The following is a 23,385-nucleotide window of genomic DNA, read 5'->3' as shown; positions in this document are numbered from 1 at the left end:
TTTTTGGCTGCTCTATAGCGATTAAAAAGCAGCCAAAAATTTTAATTTCCTTGTGCTTTTGCTTTACGTCTTTTCTCCCACTCAATACCTTCTTTTTTCAAATCGTAACCAGCTGCTGAAAGATAATTATTAATTCGGCCTTTGTACTTTCCGAACCAGGCATGCTTTTTATCTGATGATTCTGCATCCATCGCATATTCACGAGCTTCAGTTAACCAAACTAAAATTTGTTTCTTTTGATCTTCGGTTAGTGTCAAAATTTCTTCCTGGTAGGCTTTGTAAGTAATTGGCAGTACATTATAAGTCATCCCATTCTTCACCAAATCAATTTGTTCCCGTGTTAAATGTGTAGAAAGTTTACCAATATATTTGTTGTGCAGTTTTGCTAAGGATTCCATCACGCCTTTATTTTGTTTAGACAATGCAGAATCTCTTTCTACTTTATTGCCTTCAAGCTTACTTTTAATATCCTTTGCCTTTAAATCTCTAATGGTATATATATCATTTAAGTTACTGTATTGATCCCTGATTATGTTTCTAACTTTTTCCGATTCCTTAGCATCGGATATTCCCAGATTGGCTACAATTTTATCGGCACGTTCAGTAATGGACTTTACATATTTCACTTTCTCTTCGGCAGTCATTTTTTGAGCGAAAGTTGTAACCACACTGGAGAACGTTAACAAAAAGGCTAAAATTGATATTTTCATATTATAGTATATTTATAGTAAACTCATATTCTTGATTAGATTCACATCGCCACAAAAATGCACTTTTAAACCCAATTCATCCAATGCGGCAGCTTTAATTCTGCAAGCTTCATGCGCACTGGCTTCATAATTTGTGTAAACCACCTGAATGTGATTGGCCTTATGCCTGGCCATTAACTGATCACGGCTTACACCTTTTAAAATTGCATGCATAATTGGCCATTCTGGAGTTGTACTGTTCCAGCGTCTTTCGGTTTCATCTTTTGGTAGCGCAACTACTTCTCCAACGCCTAAATCACAGTGCAATTCGTTGTCCATTACATATACCCTACTCCACACTATAAAACCTGGTTTACTTATACCTTTTAGCGATCCTCCACCCAAACGGAAATACATGGCGGGTTGCCTATCACTGCTTGCGCCAGCATAACCATCGATAAAGTGTGCTGGTGGTGCTGCTCCAGAAATTAAAAATAACCATACAAAACCATCAACTTCGCCACCTTTATAATACTCGCCCCAACGAATATCGTGTAGAGTTGTTTCGCCAGACATGCCCAATTCATTCCATAAGTTGTATGTTACCAAAGCATCTAAGCCTGCGCATTCATCAACTTCGTTAAAATGTGGTAAAGCTTTTTTAGGATAAAGTTCTTTTCCAGATATAGAGAATACTGGTGGACGATCTTGATTATTCAACAAACCTTCTACCAAATCGCTGGCAACAGTTAAATCTTTTAAACCTTGTTGATACTGGATTCCGATGGTGTCGCAACTAAAATCATCAGCAATTCGAAGTGCTGCAATGTACATTTTGCATTGCTCCAGTGTTTGCTGGCGGGTTAATTGGGTAACTTCATCAGTTCCCCAATTAAAAGTCATTCCTTTTTTTACTAACCATTGAAGTACTGCTTTTGCCTCCTCATCAGCTACATCCAGCATGGCAGCATAAAGTGCCGATTGACTTAATCGCTCCTTAAAAAAACCAGTTTTATGCAGTAACTCATCAGGAATAATTGCATTGTACATGCCCATACATCCTTCATCGAAAACGCCCATAATAACTTTGCGTTCTTTTAACGAACGGGCAAAAGCTCTACCTATTTTTTCATCTTCGGCAGGGATTTTATTTAGCGCTAAACTTTTAACGTGACTCTGGTCGTAAGTAATTTTACCAGTCGACAACCATTCCTGTAAACCTGCTACAAAGAAATCATCAGTAAAATTTTCGCTCCACAAAGTACTATATGCTACCTGTGCTTTGGTTAAACATCCATTTAAATTTAGCATGCCTACTAAACCGGGCCATTGGCCGCTCCAATTGGCTACCGTTAAAATCGGACCTTTGTGTGTTGTTAAACCTGCAAGAACATGGTGCGAATATTGCCAAACGCTTTCGGCAACTATTAACGGTTGGTTTGGATCGATATTTCTAAAAATATCCATACCCAATCTTTGTGAGTCTATAAAACCATGTTTTTTTTCTGAATTATAAAGATGAGCCCGTTTAACCTTTCTACCTAATTTTTCAATTGCAGCAGTTAAATCTTCCTCCATGGCAACTTGTGCCGGCCAGCAATTCTGATTTGCTGAAAGTCGTAAATCTCCGCTAGAAACAAGCAGAATTTCTCCTTGATAACCTTCTCTCATAATTTATTAATGAACAAAAAATTTATATAAAAATAATTTGTCAGTTTATATTTTGGTTAAACCCTAGTGGGCTGTATACAAAACTCAACAATAGAAAACAGTATTTAGTAGTGCTTTTTATCAAATTAATATAGGATGTTACCATAATACTCATTAACTTTAAGCAAATTAACTGCATGATTGAGTAATGAAAGTTATTTTATCTTAACCAAATATTTTACATTTACCATGAAGCCTCACTTTCATAAAGTTCCGGTTACCTTACAAAGTTCGTTTAGCATTCGTCATGATATAAAACCTGATTTTGGAAATATTTGGCACTATCATCCAGAGCTGGAATTGCACTATGTAATCAAAGGCGAGGGTGTTCGATTTATTGGCGACAACATCAGCAATTTTGAGCCTGATGAAATGATCCTTTTAGGTGAAAACCTGCCTCATACCTGGCGCTGTAAAGACGAATATTTCCAAAACAACCGTGAGTTAACAACAGAAGCAATGGTTATCCATTTCTTGCCAGACTGCCTAGGAAAGTATATGCTCAATTTACCAGAAGCCTATTTGTTGCCAAAATTATTTGAAAAGGCTAAAAGCGGAATGGTTATTAATGGAAATGCAAAAGAGAAATTAGTTAAATTAATGCGCTCTGCAATTGATGCCACGAACCTGGATCGGATAATTATTTTATTATCAATACTGAAAACATTGGCCGAAACAGATGAATATTCAACGATAGTAACCAGTAAAAATACTTTTTATCAATCTAATGAATCGGAAACTTTACGCATTAACAAAATCTGCAATTATACCTTAAGCAATTATAAAAAGGATATTACCCTCGATGAAGTGGCTTCGTTAAGTAATTTGAGTGTGACTTCGTTTTGTCGGTATTTCAAACTGATGACGAAAAAGACTTTTTATGATTTTTTGATCGAAATTAGGGTAAGTCACGCTTGCCGGTTTTTAATAGAAAACAAGCTTCCTACAGAAATGATTTGCTTCGATTGTGGCTTTAACAACGTTTCGAACTTTTATCGCCATTTTAAAAAAGTGACTGGAATGACTCCATTGGATTATAAACGGAAGTATTTGAATTAGTACCATTAATTCACGAAGTTTTATTGGGCTGAAAAATGAGGATAAAACCGTAGGTTTTCCCTAGAAGATTATAAATTAAACTTACGAAGTACTTCAACGCTATTGGGCACTGAGACTTCGTAAGTTATCATACTTTATATAAAAACCTGAATATTTAAATCGCTTCGTAAAGCAGTATAATCATCATATAATTTTTCCACTTCTTTTGCTATCGTTGGAGTAAACTGGCCAACATTTCTTCTGGTGAAAGTTGATATATTTAAACCTCTTTTTTGCAGAAAATATTTTGAAACTATCGGATAAACATTGTGCATGACATCCATGTTATCGATGAGAAATTGTTGAACAGCATTTACTTCGTCAGCCAAACTTTCATCATTATAGTGATCGCAAAGCCAAACAATTAATTCTGGAAAATAATTTCCCTGGATACACGATAGCCCTGAAGAACCAGCTTTTAACGATTCTACCGCATGAACAATATAGGCATCGTACAAACCAAATGCGTAACCCTCTGTTAATTTCAATTTTTGGTTAATCTGTTCCAAATCCAGGCAGGTATCCTTATGGTAAATTACTCGACCAGTTGATACAAAATCGGCCAATTGTTCTGGCTTCAAAACTCTTTTGTAGGGAACAGGACATTCATAAAAACCAATTGGAATTTTGTCGGTTTGATTGAGCAAATCGTAAACACGATCATTAAAAACAGCATCGCTATCCTCTTCATTAGCCAATAAACCAGTAATGGCAATAACTGCTTCCACACCCAAATCACTCACTTCTTTTACAAAATCTGCTTGTTTAGATATTGCTCCTCCAAAAGTTCCGGTGGCTACTACTGGTACTGAACCATCTACAACCTTAAGTACATGTTTTATGGCTTGAATGCGCTCTTTATCAGATAATTCAAACATTTCGCTCGAAAGACAATTGGCAAATAAACCCGAAGAACCCGCTTGTAAATATATTTCGGTTAATTGTGTAAGCGCAGGATAATCTATTTCTCCGTTACTTAAAAAAGGCGTAAGCATTACTGGGATGAAACCTTTTTGTGCGTTTTCCATTTGATGTTGATGTGGGATTTTTAATTAAGTATTTTATGTATGCAAATTGAGATAATACTTAATTTGCGGTATTGAGTTTCTTTTTTTTGATTTTCGTGACGAAGATTCCTACTAAAAATATGGTTAGTGTACCAACAACAATAATCATATTTTTATGTAATGGATTTCTAAAAACCTCATATTCTGGCGGAAGTAGTGATGAAAATGTCATCCAAATGATTACCACAATGCCAATAATAGTAGCAATGATTGCTTCGTGATTTTTGGTTTTTTTACTTATAATGCCAAGCAAAAACAAGCCTAACATTCCAGCGGCAAAAATTCCTGATAATTCCCACCAAACATCCAATATACTTTTCACTCCAATCATCGCAATTCCTGCAATCATGCCCAGCAAACCAAAACCAACTGTTGCAATGTGTAGCAGAGATAGATTTTGCTTTTCTGTTACATCTGGTTTGATGTAACGCTTGTAGATATCTTCCGAAAAAACAGTGGCAGATGCATTCATTCCTGAACTTATGGTACTCATTGCTGCTGATAAAATTGCCGAAACAATTAATCCGACCAAGCCAACAGGGATCTTTGTAACCATGAAATGAGGCATAATTTTATCGCCATAATCTGATGGAAGTAATGCGTTTTGCACCTTTAAAATATCTGCCGCACTTGCGCCTATTGGGAGTCTCTCTACCGCAACCTGGTGTTTAATGGACTGAACCAATTCAGGATTAACTTCGTAATAGGCAAATAAGCAAGATCCTATAATAAAAAATAATAGTGATGCTGGAATGTACAACCAAACACATAGCCATATTGATTTAGAGGCGGCTTTACTTGATGATGCAGTATGGTACCGTTGGATGTAATTTTGATCCATCCCAAAATTATTCAGATTGATGAAAAAACCATAAAGTAAAACCACCCAAAATGAGGAGCCTACAAAATCCATTTTAAAGCTTCCTAAACTAAATTTATCTGCAGCTTTACCAATTTCGACAATTTTAGAAACGCCGCCAGGCATATTGGTGATGATAAGATATAAAATAAGTAACGCCCCAAATGTTTTCACCACCGCCTGTACAACTTCTGTCCATATTACTGCTTCGATACCACCTAAAACCGTGTAAAATATAATACAGATACCCATTACAATCATGATCATTTGCATGGAATAACCTGTTAAGGCTTGCAGACTTAAAGCGATTCCAAAAAAAATGGATCCCATTCTGGCCAGTTGTGTTAACAGAAAGCAAACTACTGCATAAACTCGTGCCCAGGCACCAAAACGTTTCTCCAGATGGGTATAAGCAGATATTTCTCCTGTATTGCGGTAGAACGGAACAAAATATTTTGAAGCCACCCAGGCTGCCAAAGGCATAGAAATACTAAAAACAAAAGCGTTCCAGTTGCTGCCAAAAGCCTTGCCGGGAACGCCTAAAAATGTATTACTGCTTAAAAATGTTGCATAGATTGATAAACCTATCGCCCATCCAGGAATCAGGCCTGAAGCTTTAGTAAATTGCTCTGAGTTTTTATTTTTTCGCGAAAAATAAACCCCAACTAATATCATCCCAACAAGGTATATGAAGATTATCGCAAGATCGAAAATAGGAAGACCTTTCATTACTTATTGGCTCGTTTATTAATTTGGTTAAAACAAATATGCATTTCTAAACATCAGTATTCATATAAGATTTTGGCTATATTTTGTACCATCTTATCTACATAGTTATAAGTTATCAATTTCATGTTACGGGTTATGGGTTACAAGTTATAAGTCTGGTAGCATAGCCTAGATATAAAACAAATAAATTGTCAACCCAGACTTGCAACTCGTAACCTGCAACCAAATTATTGAACATCTAAAGCATCAATAGCCAAATTTTTCGCATCAACAGCAATTAAGCGAACCTTATAGCTACCTGCATTAATCATACTGCCGGTATTGGTATTTAAGTAATTCCATTTTCCAGTTTTGGTAGGTGCAAATTCAGCTTGCTCGGTTCTCATCAAAGTACCATCTGCAGAAAGAAATTCAATTTTAGCTTTTAATTTTTTTGAAAATGGGTTGTGGTATTTAATGGTTAAAGAATAGGTATCGGCTACTCCAACACCAATAGTCCACTCCAAAATGCCACCATTATTTTCTGTGAAAATAACACGTTGCTTATCCATTAAATTCTGTTTAACAATACTTTGTCCTGCTAACTTAGCATCAGTGGCTTTATAACTGGTTACAGTTTTTAAATCATAAGCAGGTTCTAATTCACTTGGCGGTATAATTGCTACAGCTTTAAGTTTTCCAGCTAACATAACCTTTTGATTTGCTGTAAATCTCTTGCGGTAAACATTTAACTGATCTCCAATACTATTAACAATTTGAGTTTTGGTGTCTTCATAATCATTTGGCTTTGCATCATTTTGATTTAATGCAATAAAAACATCTGCCTCTGCAGTTACAGTAAAGTTTAAATCTTTTAAGTTATTGTTGGTTTGAATCCATTCTGCACCATATAAGTTGGGTGGCAATGAAGTAAATTCCTCTGATGAATTTGTAAATTGTTTATCACCTATATCCATCCAACTGCTTAATTTATATTCTTTGCCTGGCAGAATATTTACGATGGAATTGCTTTGATTTGCTTGAGCAGTAACATTTTCCAAATTAGCAATTGCTATGGCCGAAATTACAGCCTGCCCCACTTTAATTTGAGGAAATGAAATAACCAATTGCCCCGCTTTACTAAAAACCTTAACTGTTTTCTTCAGAACCGTATTTGAACCTACTTCTTTCCAAATATCAATATCTTTCAAAACTGTTTTATCATTTATCGCCACATCGAAAAGACGCATTTTTTCTGCGTTCATTCCACCGCCAATTCCTAGCCATGGCTCGATGAAATATAACTCTACCAAATATTCACCATCCTTTGGAACAGGAAAACTAAACTTTAACTGATCTCTTCCGTACCGAAATGTTTGAAATAGCTTCCAATCTTCACCCCCACTTATTGGTGAAAATGTTCTCCGCTGACTGGCAAAAAATGATGGAACGCCAGTAAATTCAGAAGTCCATGAATTTGAACCATAATGATTTTTATTTGATGATAATTGTTGATCGGCAAGCCATTGATTACCTAAATGATCCTGATATGTAGGTCCGCCGCAATTTAAACGATATAAATAATTATAATTCTTTTGCGGATTTAAAATTTCAGTTTTTTCGACCAAGCGATCGAATTTTGGAGATTTTGGAAGGCTATTCAATACAATCTGATCCTTTGCCACTACTTTTCCATCAACATAACCTACAGCGTAAAGTACATTGTATTTAATATTTGGTTTGTTCCACTGGAAGTGTGAACCAATAGTTCCGCGTTTTTGCTTGCCAAAAGATTGACCATCAATATCATTAAACAGTTCTACCTCATCACAATTGGAATAAACTACAATGCTATCTTTTACTCCCGGCGTTGACCAGCGATTTGGCCAAGTATGGGAAACAATATAAACCATCGGCTCCGTTGCTTTTGGAGCATAATTGGCCCTAAACATGTAAAAAACGTCAGTTGGTTCTTCCCAAGGGGTAAACATTCCTTTATAATTTACAGGGCCAATCCGATCTAAATCCCGCAATCCTTCGCCGCCTTGTACTCTGCCTGGATTATCATGAGAGCTATACAACCAAAAAAAATGCCCTGCTGTTTGCTCTTTAACTGTTTCCGCTAATCGGACTTTCGTTTCCATCAAATCAGTCATTTTATTTTCGGTATAACCTTTTCCATTTGCATCAACATCATGCAAATCGATGGTTCGCCAGGCACCATATTCACCCACTAAAACCTGTCTTTTTAAATCTTCGCCATAGGTTAATGGATTGCCTCCATAAGTGCCGGTCCAGTTTTGCGGTACATCCCAATCGGTACCCTTTCCGCCATTGCAGGTAGTAACTTTTCTTTGTGAGGATGCTGTAGGATCGAGCTTGCGAATCAATTCAGTACATTCCTTCGCAAAATCTTCAGGCAGTGTGCTTTCATTTTCTAATCCCCATAAAACAACCGCCGGACTATTTCTACGTTCTTTAACCCAATCTATTAATAAGGTTTTAAAGTTTTTTCTAAACTCGGGCGTGTCATACCAAATGTGTGCAGCCATTTGTGTCCAGCATAAAATTCCTTCCTTATCCCAATAATCTGAATACAACAAGTTATGCGGTTGATGTGCATCTCTAAAGGCGTTAAACCCAGCCGCTTTAATTTGCATCACTCTCGAATGGATTTGCTCATTAGTAAAAGCATGACTTTGACCAATCAAATGTTCATATTCTGCAATTCCATTGATAAAAATTGGTTTTCCATTTAATAAAAACACTTTTTGACTGGCTTGCTCACCAATTGGCCAGCTTATCCAACGAATACCATAAGGCGTTTTCAGTTCATCTACAACTTTCCCATTCTCGATGATAGATGTTTTTAAGGTATATAAATATGGGTTTTCCAGTGTCCATAACCTAGGGTTAATGATCTCATCTGTTTTTTGATTAATGTCTAAAATTTTTCCAGCGGGAAGATTAATCTTCTTTGATAATGCCTTTTCAATATTTCCATCAGCATCATAAAGTTGGCTGTAAATCGTTAGGGATTTTGCTTTTTTAGAATAGTTTTTAACGCTGGTAACAAAATTTAAAATGGCCGATTTTTCAGATATTTTATTGTCGTTCCAAATGTGGATACCAAAGGGTTCAATTCTGGCTTCATTGGTAACAATTAAATGAACCGGACGAAAAATCCCCATGGGTTGAGAGCCTTCCGAAAAACCACGCTCCGTTGAACATCCACCATCCACCCAAGGCAAATCCTGAATATTTGCCGGATGATCTGCCCGTACGGCCAACAAATTATCCTGATTATTTAATTTGATTGTGGAGGTAACATCCAATGTAAAAGTTGTTCTGCCGCCAGCATGATAACCCACCTGTATTCCATTTAGCCAAATTGTAGCGTACGAACCTACCCCTTCAAAATATAGAAAGAAACGTTTTCCAGTATTTATTTCGCTGCTTTTAAATATTTTGCGATACCATGCATAACCGTGTTTATTGCCATGAAGCTTTCGTTGATAACCTTCATATTGATCCCAATTGTGCGGTACATTTACTTTTTTCCAATTGGAAACTTTGTAACCGTTCGATTGGAAACCATCATGTGCCTTAATATCCTTTTCATTGGCTACAGTTTCCCAATTTGCATTAAGGGAAATATCTTTTCGAAGATTTTGGGAATAGGCATTCGAAAGTAGAAACAGAAATAAAATGATAAATGACGTTTTTTTATTCTTCATATTGATTAGCCCTGACCGCCATTGCGAGGCACAAAGCAATCTCACATATTAATCAGATTACTTCTTTCCATTGCAATAACGGTTTTAGAATTTAAAATCTTTGTTCAACTTATAGCTTTCTCCAGCTCTGGTATCGAATTCGATTATTTTATTTAGATAGCTCACTTTGCACTTACCACCAACTTTAGAAAGGATATTTAGATCGGTTAGTTTGCCCTCTTTCCATGATAAGTTTACTTCAAAACCGCCTCTAGCCATTAAACCGCTAACATTTCCATAAGGAATAGCAGTTGGTATTGCAGGTAAAATATCGATATACCCTTGATGGCTCTGTACAATCATTTCGGCAATTCCAGCAGCACCACCAAAATTTCCATCTATTTGAAAAGGTGGGTGAGCATCAAAAAGATTAACATATGAGCCTGCTCCATTATCTGCTGGTTTCAGTAACATCTTAATTAATTTCATAGCATGATCACCATCTTTAAATCTTGCCCAAAAATTAATTTTCCAGGCCAAACTCCATCCGGTTGCTTCATCACCACGATAAATAAGCGATTGCTTGGCCGCATTCATCGTTTTCTCATTGCTACCCCACGTAATATCGTCTCCTGGATAAACGCCCCATAAATGTGAAACATGTCGATGCTTATTTGTGGTATCATCTTTATCTTCCAACCACTCTTGTAACTGGCCATACTTTCCAATTTGATTTGGTGCGATCTGACTCACTTTTGCCTCTAAATTTTTCCTGAAATCTGCATCAACATTGAGAATTTTAGCTGCTTCAATGGAATGTTTAAATAGCGATCTGATCAATTGATGATCCATTGTTGGTCCGGCAACCAGACCACCATTTTCAGGCGAATTTGATGGTGTGCTGATTAACCAACCCATTTTCGGATCTTTCACCAGAAAATCATCAAAAAACAAAGCAGCCTGTTTCATTAAAGGATAGGCTTCCTGTTCCAAAAATTTTCGATCTCGGGTAAATTGATAGTGTTCCCATAAATGGTGGCTTAACCAAGCTGCACCTGTAACCCAAATGCCATGGTTCGAGGCATTGATGGGTGCAGTTCCATTCCATATATCGGTGTTATGATGCAAAACCCAACCTCTTGCATTATAGTATTCTTTGGCGGTTTCAGTTCCTGTTATCGAAAGTCCTTTTATTTTATTAAACAAGGGTTCATTTAAGCCTGGTAGATTTAAAATTTCCGTCGGCCAATAATTCATTTCAAGATTAATGTTGGTGGTATATTTACTTCCCCAGGGCGGGGTTAGCAAATCATTCCAAATGCCTTGCAGATTGGCTGGTTGTGTGCCTGGTCTCGAACTAGAAATTAGCAAATACCTTCCATATTGCATATACAAAGCCGCAAACGCAGCATCATTTGAAGTAGCAAACTTTTTTAAACGTTCATCGGTAGGCAATTTCTCATTATTAGAATTGCCAAAGTCGACATTGAAGGTATTGTAATAAGTTTTATATTCCTTAATGTGATTGCTTTTAACGTTATCGTAGGTTTTACCTTTTAAAGAATTTATCGCATTAATATTTGCAAGAGCAGGATTTCCTGAAATATTCTGGGCATTAATGAAGTTGGTTCCAGCTGTTAAATACAAGGTTACTTCATCAGCTTTGCTTACAATAATTTTATTGTTTGCTACTTTTACAGAACCTTTCTTAATGATGGCAGTTAACCTACTCTCACCTTTTAGTGCGCCATCTTTTACCTGAACTGCAAGTGAAATGGTATTATTATCAAGAGATTTTACCGTAGAATTTTGATGCAAACTGGAAAGCGCTGCGTTAAAACTGATTGATCCTTTTTTGTTTGCTGTTAAGTGAATTACAACTGCTTGATTGGGTTGACTCGCAAAATATTCGCGGGTGTAATTAACATTGTTTGAGGTGTAAGTCGTTTTTGCAGTGGCATTAGTAAGATCCAGTGAGCGTTTGTATTGGCTTACATTGCCCTGATGAAGAAAGGTTAAATTTAAATCGCCAAACGGCTGATAGCTGGCCTGATATTGAGGAACAGCTGGAGGATTTTGATCTTGAATTTTGTACTTCCATGATTTTACCAGAGAGATGCCTTGCTCAACAGTAGAGCCTTCGGGATAAATACCGATTTTTTTGCTGGTGTCTTTGTATCCACCAATTCCGCCACGATCGTAGTAATTAAGTACCTGGATGGCAATTGTATTTTTACCTGGCCTTATTAGTTTTGCCGGAACCTTATATTTTCTGGCATCTGCGCCATCCGTATTTCCAACCAATTCTCCATTCACATAAGTAAAATCCTCATCAAAAATTTTGTTCAAGTCGAGCACTAAATCTTTTCCTGTCCAGTTCTCTGGTGCTTCAAAAGTAGTTCTGAACCAAACTGCACCATCAACATTGGCTAAGCCAACTGTCTCCCAACCTTCGTAAGCTGGCACAGTGATGGTTTTCCAAAGTTTATCATCATAATTTACTGATGCAGGATTACCAGTTATTCCTTTTCCAGCTTTAATGTCATCGATCCAGGCTTCACGATCGCCAGCTTCGCTTTGCAAACCCATAAACTCTTTTTGGGCAAGCACTTCTGCTTCCTTTTGCTTTCCTTCAAAAAGCAATTTTCGAATTTCGGCTAAATACTTATATGCACCTTTTCTATTGTAATTTCGTGGTTTTCCTGTCCAAAGTGTTTCTTCATTGAATTGAATATGATCGTTTTCAACACCAGCAAAAACCATAGCGCCAATTCGTCCATTACCAATTGGTAAAGCGTCAGTCCATTTTTGCGCTGGTTTATTGTACCATAAAGTTTGATCGCTTTCTTGAGCAATACACAGCTGATAACTAAAAGCTAGGCTACAGATGGTGGCAAAAAGTATAAGTTTCTTCAAAATTTATGGTCATTTATCTCCTGAAACATAATCAATTGATTCAAAAACATCTTTCTCCTTTTTTACACCAACTCTGGCATTTTTGAAATTGTTATTTCCCAAAGAGATGTTCTTGGTACCAGCGCCACTCAATTTTAAATAATTAGCTGTTCCAGCAACTGGGAAAGAGTTGTAAAGAAATAAATCACTCACATTTTTTAAATCCACAACTGCTGAATTGTTGTGTGGTGTGTAAGTTTTTAAACCATTGATGGTTAAATTATTCACCCTCGAAGCTTTTAATGACGGGCCTAATTCAGTATTTACCTGAACATTGTGAAATTCGATTTTATTGGAAAAACTGATATCGAAACCCGTTTTAGCATCCATATTGATATCGTTGAAAGTAACGTTTTCGATGGGCATTTCTTCTAAACCGTTTAAGTATGCTGCTTGATTTACCTGCCCCGTGATATTACTAAAATGAATATTTCTGAATTTAGGTGTACGATCTGAAACAGGCTCTACATTGGTTTTAGCATACTGCATATCCAAAACAATGGCTTGCTGTTTAATATTTTTCATGATGATGTTGCTTACCCGAATTTCTTCAACAACGCCACCTCTGCCTCTAGCTGTTTTAATTCTGATACCCCTATCTGTTCCATCGAAAACACAATTGGAAATGGTAATTTTCCTCACATCGCCCGACATTTCGCTGCCAATTACCACGCCACCGTGACCAGATAACATGGTACAATTGGTGATTACATAATTTTCTGCTGGTGTGGCCATTCTTCTTCCAGGTTCATCTTTTCCAGATTTAATCGTGATGCAATCATCGCCAACGCTGATGTGGCAATCAGAAATATGAACATTTTTACACGATTCTGGATTAATTCCGTCTGTATTTGGCGAATGTGGATTGTTGATTGTTACAGCATGAATTTTCACGTTCTCACAAAATTCGGGATTAACTGTCCAAAATGGAGAATTTCTAATGGTAATGCCGTCGATTAAAACATTTTTGCAAAACATGGTTTGAATAAATGGCGGACGAAGGAAACCGCGTTTCATTTGTTTCGGATCATCGGGCAAAACAATATCCTTGTTTAGTTTATCAAACTCATATTGCCATTTTGAGCGAGCCTGGCCTTCTTTATATCCTTCAACAAAATCCCACCATTTTTTGCCATGACCATCAATTAACCCACGGCCGATAATCGAAATATTTTCTGCTTTGTAGGCATAAAACAAGGGCGAAAAGCTTTTTACATCTACACCTTCATACCGGCTTTCTACCATAGGTAAATAATCGTCAAAGTTATCGCTAAAGTGAAGCTCTGCCCCTGCATCAATAAAAATCGTAATGTTACTTTTTAAATGAATAGCACCTGTTAAATACTTTCCTGCAGGAAAATAAACAGTTCCACCACCTGCCTTGGAAGCGGCATCAATTGCCTTTTTAATAGCTGATGTTGCCAATTTACTGCTATCGTTCCTAGCGCCGTATTTGGTAACATTATAAAAAGACTGTGCGTTTGCAGATAGGCAAAGTAAAGTTGCCAATAAGAAAACAATCGATTTTAAAAAATTTTTCATTTTACAATTTTATTATTAAGCTTTTGGAGACTCACTGTCAGTTTGAGCGTTGTCGAATACCACTTAATATTCAGAACCAAAAAATGATCCTTCAACTACGCTCTTGATGACCATTGGTTTTGATATAGGCTAAATGCAGTAGCTGTTTCTTATGCAAAAAGCGATAATAAGTAACATTAACTCATTGGAATTTTTACAGGCTTTAAAGTATTGTTACGGTAAATTTGCTTACCATCAACAAACACCATAAAACCCTTTCCTTTGTTATATTTTTTACCGTTTTTATCCCAAATTAAGGTAATTATTTTATCATGATAAGTCAAATTATCTAAAGCGAACCAATCCCATTGATTTTTCGGAATTAAGGGATAGATCTCCAATACATTATCTGCCCGAGGTTTTAGACCGATTAGATCATTAATAATTAAATCATTAAAAGTAGAGTGGTTATAAAAACTACTTCTTGGGTTATCGCCTTTTAGCCACTCGCCAGTTTTTTCATCCTGATATTCGCCAATATAAGGCTTACCATTTTTAATATGAGATGCAGCATACTGGTGCAATTCTGAATAAAATACCCTGGCATTCATTTTTCCATGGTTTTTATAATTTGTTAGTAAATTAGAAAGACCTTTTAATGTTTGCGAGCTGGCAAATGGCCAAAGTGCTCCATCCCACTCGCAACTATGCCCTGTACCTCGTGTTCTGAAAGTTGGCTCTCTTCGCTCTGCGGTAGTCAATCCCCATGGCGCTTTGAAACCAGCGGTATCCAATAATTGATTCCATGCCTTTGCATATTCGGCTTTATCATCAGGCAAATTAAAATCCCAGGGTGTAAAACCAATTGCTTCGCGTATATCTGATGAACCACCTTTTGCTTTTCTGGTTTCGAAAAACGCTTCTGTTGAATTCCAAAGACTATCTTGAACCAATTTTTTAATTGCAACAGCTTTTGATTGATATTTTGAAACCAAAGCCTGATTATTAAACATTCCAGCAATTTTGCTTAGAGCGATGGCGTTTCCATACATATAACTGTTAATTGTAGGGCGTTGATTTTGATCTTTTCTCGAACCGCTAACAGATTCTTCCATTCCATCTTTCACATCGTGCTGCCAAAACAAGCCATTTTTAAGTTGTCTTTGCGTTTCCCATTTAGCGTAATCTTCATCCAAAGCAGGCAAAATTTCCTTAAGAAATGCCTGATCAGGTTTTACCAAATAATTCTGATAAACAGCATCATCTACCCAACTGCTAAATTGATGAAAACGTTGTTTAGATTGGCCAACATCAGCCTTATAAAGCCAAAATTTAATATAATCTTTTAGATAGCTGTTATCTTTTAGCCATCGCCCTTCGTAAATATGGTGTCCTAAAGCACAGCTGATGGAGTTGTATTTACCTGCATGCTTAACGGGCTCAATAAATTCGGTAAATATAAATCCCTCAGGCGATTTAACCAGATGTTTTCTAAAAGTCCACCACCGGTAATAATAATTTTGTTCCAATACTGAATCGGGGCATTCAAACACAGGCGCCTGATCAGCCAGCCAATTAAAAGCTTCAGCATTTGGAATATAATTTTTTACCGCTTCATCGTCAATCGAATTAAAATAAGAAACATACTTATTCAATTTTTCGTTACCAATGATTGATTTCTGTTGCGCAAAGCCTGTTAATGCCGCTATCGACAATGAAACTGTTGCTATAAAATTTCTTGTATTTCTCATTATTCGAATAGCCAATCTATATCTTTTCCTCTACCATCTAAACCTGCATTGAAGATACGCAGTTCTTGTTTATCATCAATAAATCCCAATATTAAACATTCGCCTTTTCCTAAATTTAGCGTATGTGTTCCGGCAGGGAATAAATAAGCATGAACATTTGCCGGCGGAAATCCATTCAAAACCAATGCATTTGAGATTTTGATTTCCGATTGACCGTAGTTATTTGCACTTGCATCAGTTTCCAATTGTGGCGGAGCCAAATATTTTGGGTTTTTTTGATTGAAAAATCCGACCAATAACTTCACTGGATTTTTTGTGGTGAATTTTATTTCTGTTCCTGTTTTAACCTGTTTTTCTTTCGACATTTTAATGCCTTTTAATCCTATCAATTGTTCGGCAACTTCTTTTATTAGAACAGATGTATCAGTAAAAACATCTACGTTTTTATTAATGATATAACTCGCAGATTCGTTTAAAACATTTACTTCAGCCGCTTTATAAGGAATAACTTTAGCAGCTTCTGTTCCGTTTAATGATTTCAATGAATCGATACTTTTTTTGAAATGATTTAACTCTTTGGTAAACACAGGAAGCATTTCCTTCCAATGGATAAAAGTTTTGTCAACTCCTCTCATCGGAATTTTGCGCTGTTTGGTTTGCATACTGTTGGCATATAAATAACTGTCTTCAGTTAACTTAACCAATTTAGCATAATGATCTACACTTTTCTGTAGAAATGGTAGCGCTTGCTCTAAATCTGCAACGTTGTTGGAATATTTAAATCTTAAAATCCACAAGGCTGATTTTACCTTTTCAGCATAAAAATTGGCCATTTCATCATAACAATACATGTCGTTTTTCAGGCGATTGAACTCTTCTACATCTTTTGTTGCTTCAACAGTTTCAATAGAGGCCAATGCCTTTTTACCATGTTCAACCACTTCTTTTGCTACCCGAACCGGGGTTTCGCCAATATGTCCTTGCTTTTTCCATTCCTTTTCGGCGTATTCAATAATCATCTCCCCTTCAGGTGCTTCAGATTCGTACATTAACGTGAATAAACCGTATCGGAAGGGATTGATTAATTGTGTCATTAACATGCCCAAAGTGAGTGTTTGGCGGTTACCATCTGTAATTCCATACCTGCGCAAAAGCTTAGGCGAAATTTCTCCTGATTCCTCATAGGCATTTAGAATCGACTTTCCATCGGCCAAGCTCGACCCGTATTTATCTGCCAATTGTTTGCCCCAATAAGTAATTTCCTGCGAGCGATTTCTTTCGGATTTCCAAGCATATCTAGCCCATTCCTTGTACCAGATCCAATCGCGATCGACTTCTAAAATTCTTCCCTTCACATCATCGGCGGCATAAGGCCAATCCCAATAACTGTGTTGCGGGTACAAATGCAAACCTTTGGCATTGTATATTTTATTCATTGCGATAACTGATTTTTGGATAAAATCAGCAGAGCCATATCTGAAAGGTTCCAGATTTGCCAGAATATGAACATTGGAAATATTTACCGTACCGATAGCGGCCAATTTTCTATTTAAATCAGCCCAGGCACCACGTGGACCGTAAGTGGTAAGTGCCTCGCCATTAAATTTATTTTCGGTGTAAAGATTTTTATAAAATGGTAAAGCGGCTTTCATTACGGCTGGTGCATCAGTATCGTGGGCACGTAAAACAATTGGAGGCTCCTCTTTAATTCCTGCAGCTTTCAAACCATCTTTCACTCCGGGAATAATTGTTTTGGTAAACCAGTCAATATCATCCTGTCCAACACCTTCCATGGCCTCACCCAAAGCCACCATTAAACCTACATTTGGGTATTTAGCCACAAAAGCAGCGATTGATTTCTGCGTATAATCGGCAATTAAAGGGATAATCGGACGGTTTCGATCCTGGGTTTTTAGGCCGTGTTTATCTGCAAATGGTTTTGGAATGATAATATTATAAAACATCTGAATCACCCAAATTCCACGTTTATCAGCTTCTTTTGTTAGAAAACGAAAAATTTCCTCATTCTTTTTAAGCGTAGCATCATCAACCTCCACTGCATAAGGATATTCTTTAAGTCTTAATAATGATGAAAAAGGATGACCATTCCATAGATAAAGAGAATTATAGCGGTTTTCCACCATCATATCCAAATACTTGATCCACAATTTTTTATGGTAAAACCAAGGGAAAGATTCTTCCGTATATGGATACTCGTAAACATCATGGCCAGGCAAATAATCAGGTTTCTGCAAGCCAATACAAGTACCACGCAATACCATTTCAGGATGATCGGTTACTGCTAGCTTGGCTGGCAAACGTTTACTTACATCAATTCTGTCGATTAAATCAAGGCAGCCATATAAAGTACCAGAATGATCCGCACCAATAATATATAGTGTACCATCTTGGTCGTAAGAAATTGAAAAACCTTCCTTGCCTTCTGTTGAAGCCTGTTTCACCAGAGAAACTGGAAATTGTGGTTTTAAAATTTTATCATCTGCAGTACCAACTACGATGGAATTTTTTCCTTTAACAAATTTATGTTTATAATCAACAACTGTTAATTTAACCTCATAACCAGTTTTAATTAAGCCGTCAACTAAACGCTTTATGCCAAACCCAACACGCTGCCCACTTTGAGAGGAAACATAAATCGTTTTGGTTTTTGGTGCCCTTTCGGCGGCACTTGTTAATGTTTTTGTGGAAAATAATAGGAAAATAAAAATCAGAAAATTTCTCATTCAATTTGGCTCTAATAACAAAACCTCGTTAACAAGGCTTTAAGACACATTTGGTTAAAATATTTTATTTAAATATAAATAAATTATTCAAATATAAGTAATATAGCGCTTCGATTCTGTAATATTTCTGCAAGGTAAATAGCAATTGAAGCCCGCTAAAAGGGTTTTGACAATATCGGAGAATAATTGGGTAATAAGCTAAAATATTTAATCAACAATATCTGCTTTATTTGTATGTTGATAAATATAAACAGATTAAAGCATTCCATATATTTACGTTTTACGAGTTTCAACCAGAATTTTAACCAAATTACCTATACTTTAAACCCATATAAAAATATATGTTTTCATTACAAAATAAACGAGCTGTAGTTACAGGTGGCGGAAGTGGAATTGGTAAAGCCATTGCAACTATTTTAGCCAAACAAGGCGCCGAAGTGCATATCATTGAGCTTGGTATTGAACAAGCCGCTACAGCATTATCTGAAATTGAAACTGCCGGAGGTAAGGCATATAGCTACGCCTGCGATGTATCTGATCATCAATCTGTAAATGATATCTTTAATCAAATTGGTGCAATTAATATTTTGGTTAACAACGCTGGAATAGCACACATTGGCAAAGCAGATACAACAGAAGAATCTGATTTCGACAGGGTAATGCGTATAAATGTTAAAGGTGTTTACAATTGTTTATACGCAGCAATTCCGCATTTACGGACAGCTGGAGGCGGTGTAATTATTAATATGGCATCAATTGCTGCGCTAATTGGTTTACCAGATCGCTTTGTTTACAGTACAGCAAAAGGTGCGGTAAAAGCCATGACCATGAGCGTTGCAAAAGATTACATCGGCGAAAATATTAGGTGTAATTCCATTTCTCCAGCTCGGGTGCATACACCTTTTGTAGATGGGTTTTTGCAAAAAAACTACCCAGATAATATTGATGAAATGTTTGATAAACTCTCTAAAACACAACCCATTGGCAGAATGGCAAAACCTGAAGAAATTGGAGCCTTGGCTTTATATTTATGCAGTGATGAAGCTTCCTTCATTACCGGTTGCGACTATCCAATTGATGGTGGCTTTACAACATTAAACAACTAGAAATAAAAATAATCAAAATAAATACAATGAAATTAATACGATTTGGCGAGCCGGGATTTGAAAAACCAGGTGTTATTATAAATGAAAAATACTTCGACGCATCATCATTGGTTGAAGATTACAATGAGGCATTTTTTGGTGGTGATGGTTTAGAGAAACTGAAAAAGGATATTGAAACTGCAGAATTACCAAAAGTTGAACAAAATGTTCGTTTAGGTGCAGCACTGGCTCGTCCTTCGAAAATTATTTGCGTAGGTTTAAACTATAAAGACCATGCAGCTGAAACAAATGCAGCCATTCCAACCGAACCTATTTTATTCTTTAAAGCAACTTCGGCAATCGTGGGTCCGAATGATGATTTAGTGATTCCTAAAAACAGTAAAAAAACAGATTGGGAGGTAGAGTTGGCCATCGTAATTGGCAAAAAAGCCAGTTATGTATCAGAAGAAAATGCTTTAGATCATATTGCAGGTTATGTTTTGCATAATGATTATAGTGAGCGTGAGTTTCAGTTGGAAAGAAATGGACAATGGGTTAAGGGTAAAAGCTGCGACACTTTCGCTCCTATCGGGCCATTTATTGCTACAAAAGATGAAATTGAAGATGTGCATAACCTTCGCCTATGGCTAACTGTAAATGGCAAAACTTTGCAAGATGGAAATACATCGAACCTAATTTTTAATGTTCCATTTATGATTTCGTATATCAGTCAGTTTATGACGCTTTTACCTGGTGATGTAATTACCACTGGAACACCTGCTGGTGTGGGCTTGGGTCAAAAACCTGAACCTTGGTATTTAAAAACTGGTGATGTAGTTGAACTTGGAATAGATGGTTTAGGAAGTAGTAAACAAACTGTTAAAGCTTATAGCGAAATCTAAGATGAAAAGATACTGCTTTACGCTCGATTTGATCGATAACGAAGAACTTATTGCTGCATATAGGCAGTATCATCAATCTGTTTGGCCCGAAGTTTTGGAAAGTATCACAGCATCTGGAATAACCGATATGGAAATTTACCTTTCTGGCACCCGCCTTTTTATGGTGATGGATGTAAATGATACCTTTTCTTTTGAACAAAAAGCATCAGCTGATTTGGAAAATGCAAAGGTGCAGGAATGGGAAACATTGATGTGGAACTATCAGAAAGCCTTGCCAGGTGCCAAAGCTGGCGAAAAATGGAAATTAATGGATCAAATTTTCAAACTTTAAACTTTATTTATGATCGACGCTCACGTACATTTTTGGAATTTTGATCCGATAAGAGATAATTGGATTTCGGAAGAAATGAATGCCATACGAAAGGATTTCTCTCCAAAAAATTTAATTCGTTGCTACAACGAACTTCAAATTGCTGGCTGTGTTGCTGTTCAAGCCAATCAATCGGAAGAAGATAACGAATTTCTGCTCACCCTGGCAGAGCAAAATGAAATGATTAAAGGAATTGTAGGATGGATAGATCTTAAAAATCCAAATTTATTAGGACGATTAAACTACTGGAACAATTTCAAAAAAATTAAAGGCTGGCGACATGTTCTTCAGGCTGAAACAGCAGATTTTATACTGGATAAAGATTTTATTTCGGGAGTAAAACAACTTAATAATTTCGGTTACACGTACGATTTACTTTGCTATCATAACCAATTGGAAAGTATCATCAAAATGGTCGATCAAATTCCTGATCAACATTTGGTTTTAGATCATTGCGGCAAACCAGATGTCAAATCTCAAGACCTAAAAATCTGGGCTGACAATATTAAAACTCTTGCTCAAAATCCAAATGTACTCTGTAAAGTTTCGGGTTTGTTTGCCGAAGCAGATTGGAAAAACTGGAAAGAGATTGAACTTTTCAATTGCTTCGACATTGTTTTTGAAAATTTTGGACCTGAAAGAATGATGTATGGTAGCGATTGGCCAGTAATGCTTATCAGCCGACCATACCAAGCTTGGTTTAATTTAGTAAATAAATACACCGAAAAATTTAATGATGCTGAAAGAAAGATGATTTTTGGCGATAACGCGAAAGCATTTTATAAGTTGTAAATAGAACTGTATAGTCAATTATAGCTTAAAAAAATCGACAATGTAGCAGATAGAACAGGATGGCAAATAGAATTTAAAATATTAGTTTCCGCTTTTTAAAAAATTAGCATCTGACCAATACAAATATATATGAGTAAAAAGATCACATTCCCTTATAATTCACAATACCCTTCTGTTGCCGACTTAAGAGTTAAAGCAAAATCCAGAATTCCTAAGTTTGCTTTTGACTATTTAGAAGGTGGTTGTAATGAGGGACTTAATTTATCACGCAATGAAAGCGACTTCGATAATATCTACCTAAAACCAAATTATTTACGTGTTGGTGGCGATATTGATATGTCGGTTGAATTATTTGGACGGCGATACAGTGCCCCATTTGGTATATCGCCAATTGGTTTGCAGGGTTTGATGTGGCCAAATGCTCCAGAAATTTTAGCGAGGGCCGCAGCTAAAGCCGATATTCCTTATACTTTAAGCACTGTTTCAACCAGCAGCATAGAGCGCATTGCCGAAGTATCTGACGGAAAAGCGTGGTTTCAATTGTACCATCCTACAGAAAATAGTTTAAGAGATGATATTTTAAATCGCCTTAAAGCAGTAGAATGCCCGGTTTTAGTAGTTTTGGTAGATGTGCCTGCATTTGGTTTACGTTATAAAGAAATTAAAAGTGGATTATCTATTCCACCTAAAATGTCGATCAATAATATTTTACAGGCCTTTGCTCGTCCGCTGTGGGGAATCAAAACTTTACAGCATGGTATTCCATCATTCGCAACCCTGAAACCTTATATGGAAAAAGGGATGGACATGTCGCAATTGGGACAATTCATGAATAAAACCTTTACAGGAAAAGTTGATATTGAGAAAGTTTCTGCCATTCGTGATATTTGGAAAGGTCCGCTGGTACTAAAAGGGATTGCCACTGATGAAGATATGGAGGCAGCTATCCAAATTGGTGCCGATGGTGTAATCGTTTCCAATCATGGCGGTAGACAAATCGACGCCGGCGAATCGTCAATTAATTCACTCATCAAATTAGCCAATAATCCATTATATAAAGGAAAGTTAAAAATTATGTTGGATGGCGGTATTCGTTCTGGAGTTGATTTAGCAAGAGCGCATGCAGTTGGTTCTGAATTTAATTTTATGGGAAGACCATTTATGTACGGCGTTGGAGCTTTGGGTAATGAAGGTGGAGACCATACCATTAATATGTTCAAAACGCATTTATACCAAATTATGCAGCAATTAACCATTGAAAAAACGACTCAATTTAGTGATCGGTTAATTAAGTCTTGAAACTAATAAATCGTGTAAAGGAGAGTTTGGCAATCAGTAGATAACAAGCTTAAAATCCACGGGAGGGTCATTTGCATGGAGCAGATATCATGTTCCAATAAACATGATAAGCATTTTGA

The 23,385-nt window shown here is 36.6% G+C and carries 15 protein-coding genes; 6 read left to right on the top strand and 9 right to left on the bottom strand.

What is annotated here, in order from left to right; translation table 11 throughout:
- Nucleotides 1-41: 41 nt before the first annotated feature.
- A complete protein-coding gene (locus LUA91_RS12285; RefSeq protein WP_231426347.1) occupies nucleotides 42-710 on the bottom strand; it encodes a DUF3826 domain-containing protein in 669 nt (222 codons plus the stop codon).
- A gap of 12 nt (nucleotides 711-722) precedes the next feature.
- Nucleotides 723-2,360 (bottom strand): fucose isomerase, encoded by a 1,638-nt coding sequence (locus tag LUA91_RS12280; protein ID WP_231426346.1) that lies wholly within the window; start codon nucleotides 2,358-2,360, stop codon nucleotides 723-725.
- Nucleotides 2,361-2,588: 228 nt separating this feature from the next.
- Between LUA91_RS12280 and LUA91_RS12275 the strand changes: the two genes are divergently transcribed.
- On the top strand, nucleotides 2,589-3,458 hold the full coding sequence (locus LUA91_RS12275) for an AraC family transcriptional regulator (RefSeq protein ID WP_231426345.1): 870 nt from the start codon (nucleotides 2,589-2,591) through the stop codon (nucleotides 3,456-3,458).
- Nucleotides 3,459-3,592: 134 nt separating this feature from the next.
- On the opposite strand, the gene LUA91_RS12270 is transcribed toward LUA91_RS12275, so the two are convergent.
- From LUA91_RS12270 to LUA91_RS12240, 7 genes are all read right to left on the bottom strand, one after another.
- Nucleotides 3,593-4,525 (bottom strand): dihydrodipicolinate synthase family protein, encoded by a 933-nt coding sequence (locus LUA91_RS12270; protein WP_231426344.1) that lies wholly within the window; start codon nucleotides 4,523-4,525, stop codon nucleotides 3,593-3,595.
- Between the two features lie 58 nt (nucleotides 4,526-4,583).
- Nucleotides 4,584-6,152, bottom strand: coding sequence for a sodium:solute symporter (locus tag LUA91_RS12265; protein WP_231426343.1), 1,569 nt, complete (start codon nucleotides 6,150-6,152; stop codon nucleotides 4,584-4,586).
- A 227-nt stretch (nucleotides 6,153-6,379) separates the two neighbouring features.
- The gene (locus LUA91_RS12260; protein ID WP_231426342.1) at nucleotides 6,380-9,868 is read right to left on the bottom strand and encodes a malectin domain-containing carbohydrate-binding protein; all 3,489 of its coding nucleotides are present in this window, start codon (nucleotides 9,866-9,868) and stop codon (nucleotides 6,380-6,382) included.
- Nucleotides 9,869-9,952: 84 nt separating this feature from the next.
- The gene (locus LUA91_RS12255) at nucleotides 9,953-12,763 is read right to left on the bottom strand and encodes a glycoside hydrolase N-terminal domain-containing protein (RefSeq protein ID WP_231426341.1); all 2,811 of its coding nucleotides are present in this window, start codon (nucleotides 12,761-12,763) and stop codon (nucleotides 9,953-9,955) included.
- A gap of 9 nt (nucleotides 12,764-12,772) precedes the next feature.
- Nucleotides 12,773-14,344 (bottom strand): glycoside hydrolase family 28 protein, encoded by a 1,572-nt coding sequence (locus tag LUA91_RS12250; RefSeq protein WP_231426340.1) that lies wholly within the window; start codon nucleotides 14,342-14,344, stop codon nucleotides 12,773-12,775.
- Between the two features lie 176 nt (nucleotides 14,345-14,520).
- Nucleotides 14,521-16,074: a glycosyl hydrolase family 65 protein gene (locus LUA91_RS12245; RefSeq protein ID WP_231426339.1), complete on the bottom strand. Its 1,554-nt coding sequence runs from the start codon at nucleotides 16,072-16,074 to the stop codon at nucleotides 14,521-14,523.
- Nucleotides 16,074-18,818, bottom strand: coding sequence for a hypothetical protein (locus LUA91_RS12240; protein ID WP_231426338.1), 2,745 nt, complete (start codon nucleotides 18,816-18,818; stop codon nucleotides 16,074-16,076). The genes LUA91_RS12245 and LUA91_RS12240 overlap by 1 nt, the downstream gene beginning before the upstream one ends.
- A 341-nt stretch (nucleotides 18,819-19,159) precedes the next feature.
- Here LUA91_RS12240 and LUA91_RS12235 point away from each other — a divergent pair, with 341 nt between their 5' ends.
- The 5 genes from LUA91_RS12235 to LUA91_RS12215 all read left to right on the top strand — a co-directional run bounded on the left by LUA91_RS12235 (nucleotide 19,160) and on the right by LUA91_RS12215 (nucleotide 23,266).
- The gene (locus tag LUA91_RS12235; RefSeq protein WP_231426337.1) at nucleotides 19,160-19,924 is read left to right on the top strand and encodes an SDR family NAD(P)-dependent oxidoreductase; all 765 of its coding nucleotides are present in this window, start codon (nucleotides 19,160-19,162) and stop codon (nucleotides 19,922-19,924) included.
- 26 nt (nucleotides 19,925-19,950) lie between these two features.
- Nucleotides 19,951-20,805, top strand: coding sequence for a fumarylacetoacetate hydrolase family protein (locus tag LUA91_RS12230; RefSeq protein ID WP_231426336.1), 855 nt, complete (start codon nucleotides 19,951-19,953; stop codon nucleotides 20,803-20,805).
- A gap of 1 nt (nucleotide 20,806) precedes the next feature.
- The gene (locus LUA91_RS12225) at nucleotides 20,807-21,136 is read left to right on the top strand and encodes an L-rhamnose mutarotase (protein WP_231426335.1); all 330 of its coding nucleotides are present in this window, start codon (nucleotides 20,807-20,809) and stop codon (nucleotides 21,134-21,136) included.
- Between the two features lie 9 nt (nucleotides 21,137-21,145).
- Nucleotides 21,146-21,967 carry an amidohydrolase gene (locus tag LUA91_RS12220; protein ID WP_231426334.1) on the top strand — a complete coding sequence of 274 codons (822 nt, stop codon included), beginning with the start codon at nucleotides 21,146-21,148 and terminating at the stop codon, nucleotides 21,965-21,967.
- Nucleotides 21,968-22,096: 129 nt separating this feature from the next.
- Nucleotides 22,097-23,266: an alpha-hydroxy acid oxidase gene (locus LUA91_RS12215; RefSeq protein ID WP_231426333.1), complete on the top strand. Its 1,170-nt coding sequence runs from the start codon at nucleotides 22,097-22,099 to the stop codon at nucleotides 23,264-23,266.
- Nucleotides 23,267-23,385: the final 119 nt, after the last annotated feature.

It is taken from the genome of Pedobacter sp. Leaf250, assembly GCF_920984735.1.
In the GTDB taxonomy this organism is placed as follows: domain Bacteria; phylum Bacteroidota; class Bacteroidia; order Sphingobacteriales; family Sphingobacteriaceae; genus Pedobacter.
This window is presented reverse-complemented; position numbering and strand designations above follow the sequence as displayed.

What these genes read in the sequence shown, in the direction of transcription:
- LUA91_RS12265 (WP_231426343.1), bottom strand. Translation starts at nt 6,152, where the DNA reads ATGAAAGGTCTTCCTATTTTCGATCTTGCGATAATCTTCATATACCTT.
- LUA91_RS12230 (WP_231426336.1), top strand. Translation starts at nt 19,951, where the DNA reads ATGAAATTAATACGATTTGGCGAGCCGGGATTTGAAAAACCAGGTGTT.
- LUA91_RS12250 (WP_231426340.1), bottom strand. Translation starts at nt 14,344, where the DNA reads ATGAAAAATTTTTTAAAATCGATTGTTTTCTTATTGGCAACTTTACTT.
- LUA91_RS12240 (WP_231426338.1), bottom strand. Translation starts at nt 18,818, where the DNA reads ATGAGAAATTTTCTGATTTTTATTTTCCTATTATTTTCCACAAAAACA.
- LUA91_RS12280 (WP_231426346.1), bottom strand. Translation starts at nt 2,360, where the DNA reads ATGAGAGAAGGTTATCAAGGAGAAATTCTGCTTGTTTCTAGCGGAGAT.
- LUA91_RS12275 (WP_231426345.1), top strand. Translation starts at nt 2,589, where the DNA reads ATGAAGCCTCACTTTCATAAAGTTCCGGTTACCTTACAAAGTTCGTTT.
- LUA91_RS12245 (WP_231426339.1), bottom strand. Translation starts at nt 16,074, where the DNA reads ATGAGAAATACAAGAAATTTTATAGCAACAGTTTCATTGTCGATAGCG.
- LUA91_RS12225 (WP_231426335.1), top strand. Translation starts at nt 20,807, where the DNA reads ATGAAAAGATACTGCTTTACGCTCGATTTGATCGATAACGAAGAACTT.
- LUA91_RS12260 (WP_231426342.1), bottom strand. Translation starts at nt 9,868, where the DNA reads ATGAAGAATAAAAAAACGTCATTTATCATTTTATTTCTGTTTCTACTT.
- LUA91_RS12215 (WP_231426333.1), top strand. Translation starts at nt 22,097, where the DNA reads ATGAGTAAAAAGATCACATTCCCTTATAATTCACAATACCCTTCTGTT.
- LUA91_RS12220 (WP_231426334.1), top strand. Translation starts at nt 21,146, where the DNA reads ATGATCGACGCTCACGTACATTTTTGGAATTTTGATCCGATAAGAGAT.
- LUA91_RS12235 (WP_231426337.1), top strand. Translation starts at nt 19,160, where the DNA reads ATGTTTTCATTACAAAATAAACGAGCTGTAGTTACAGGTGGCGGAAGT.
- LUA91_RS12270 (WP_231426344.1), bottom strand. Translation starts at nt 4,525, where the DNA reads ATGGAAAACGCACAAAAAGGTTTCATCCCAGTAATGCTTACGCCTTTT.
- LUA91_RS12285 (WP_231426347.1), bottom strand. Translation starts at nt 710, where the DNA reads ATGAAAATATCAATTTTAGCCTTTTTGTTAACGTTCTCCAGTGTGGTT.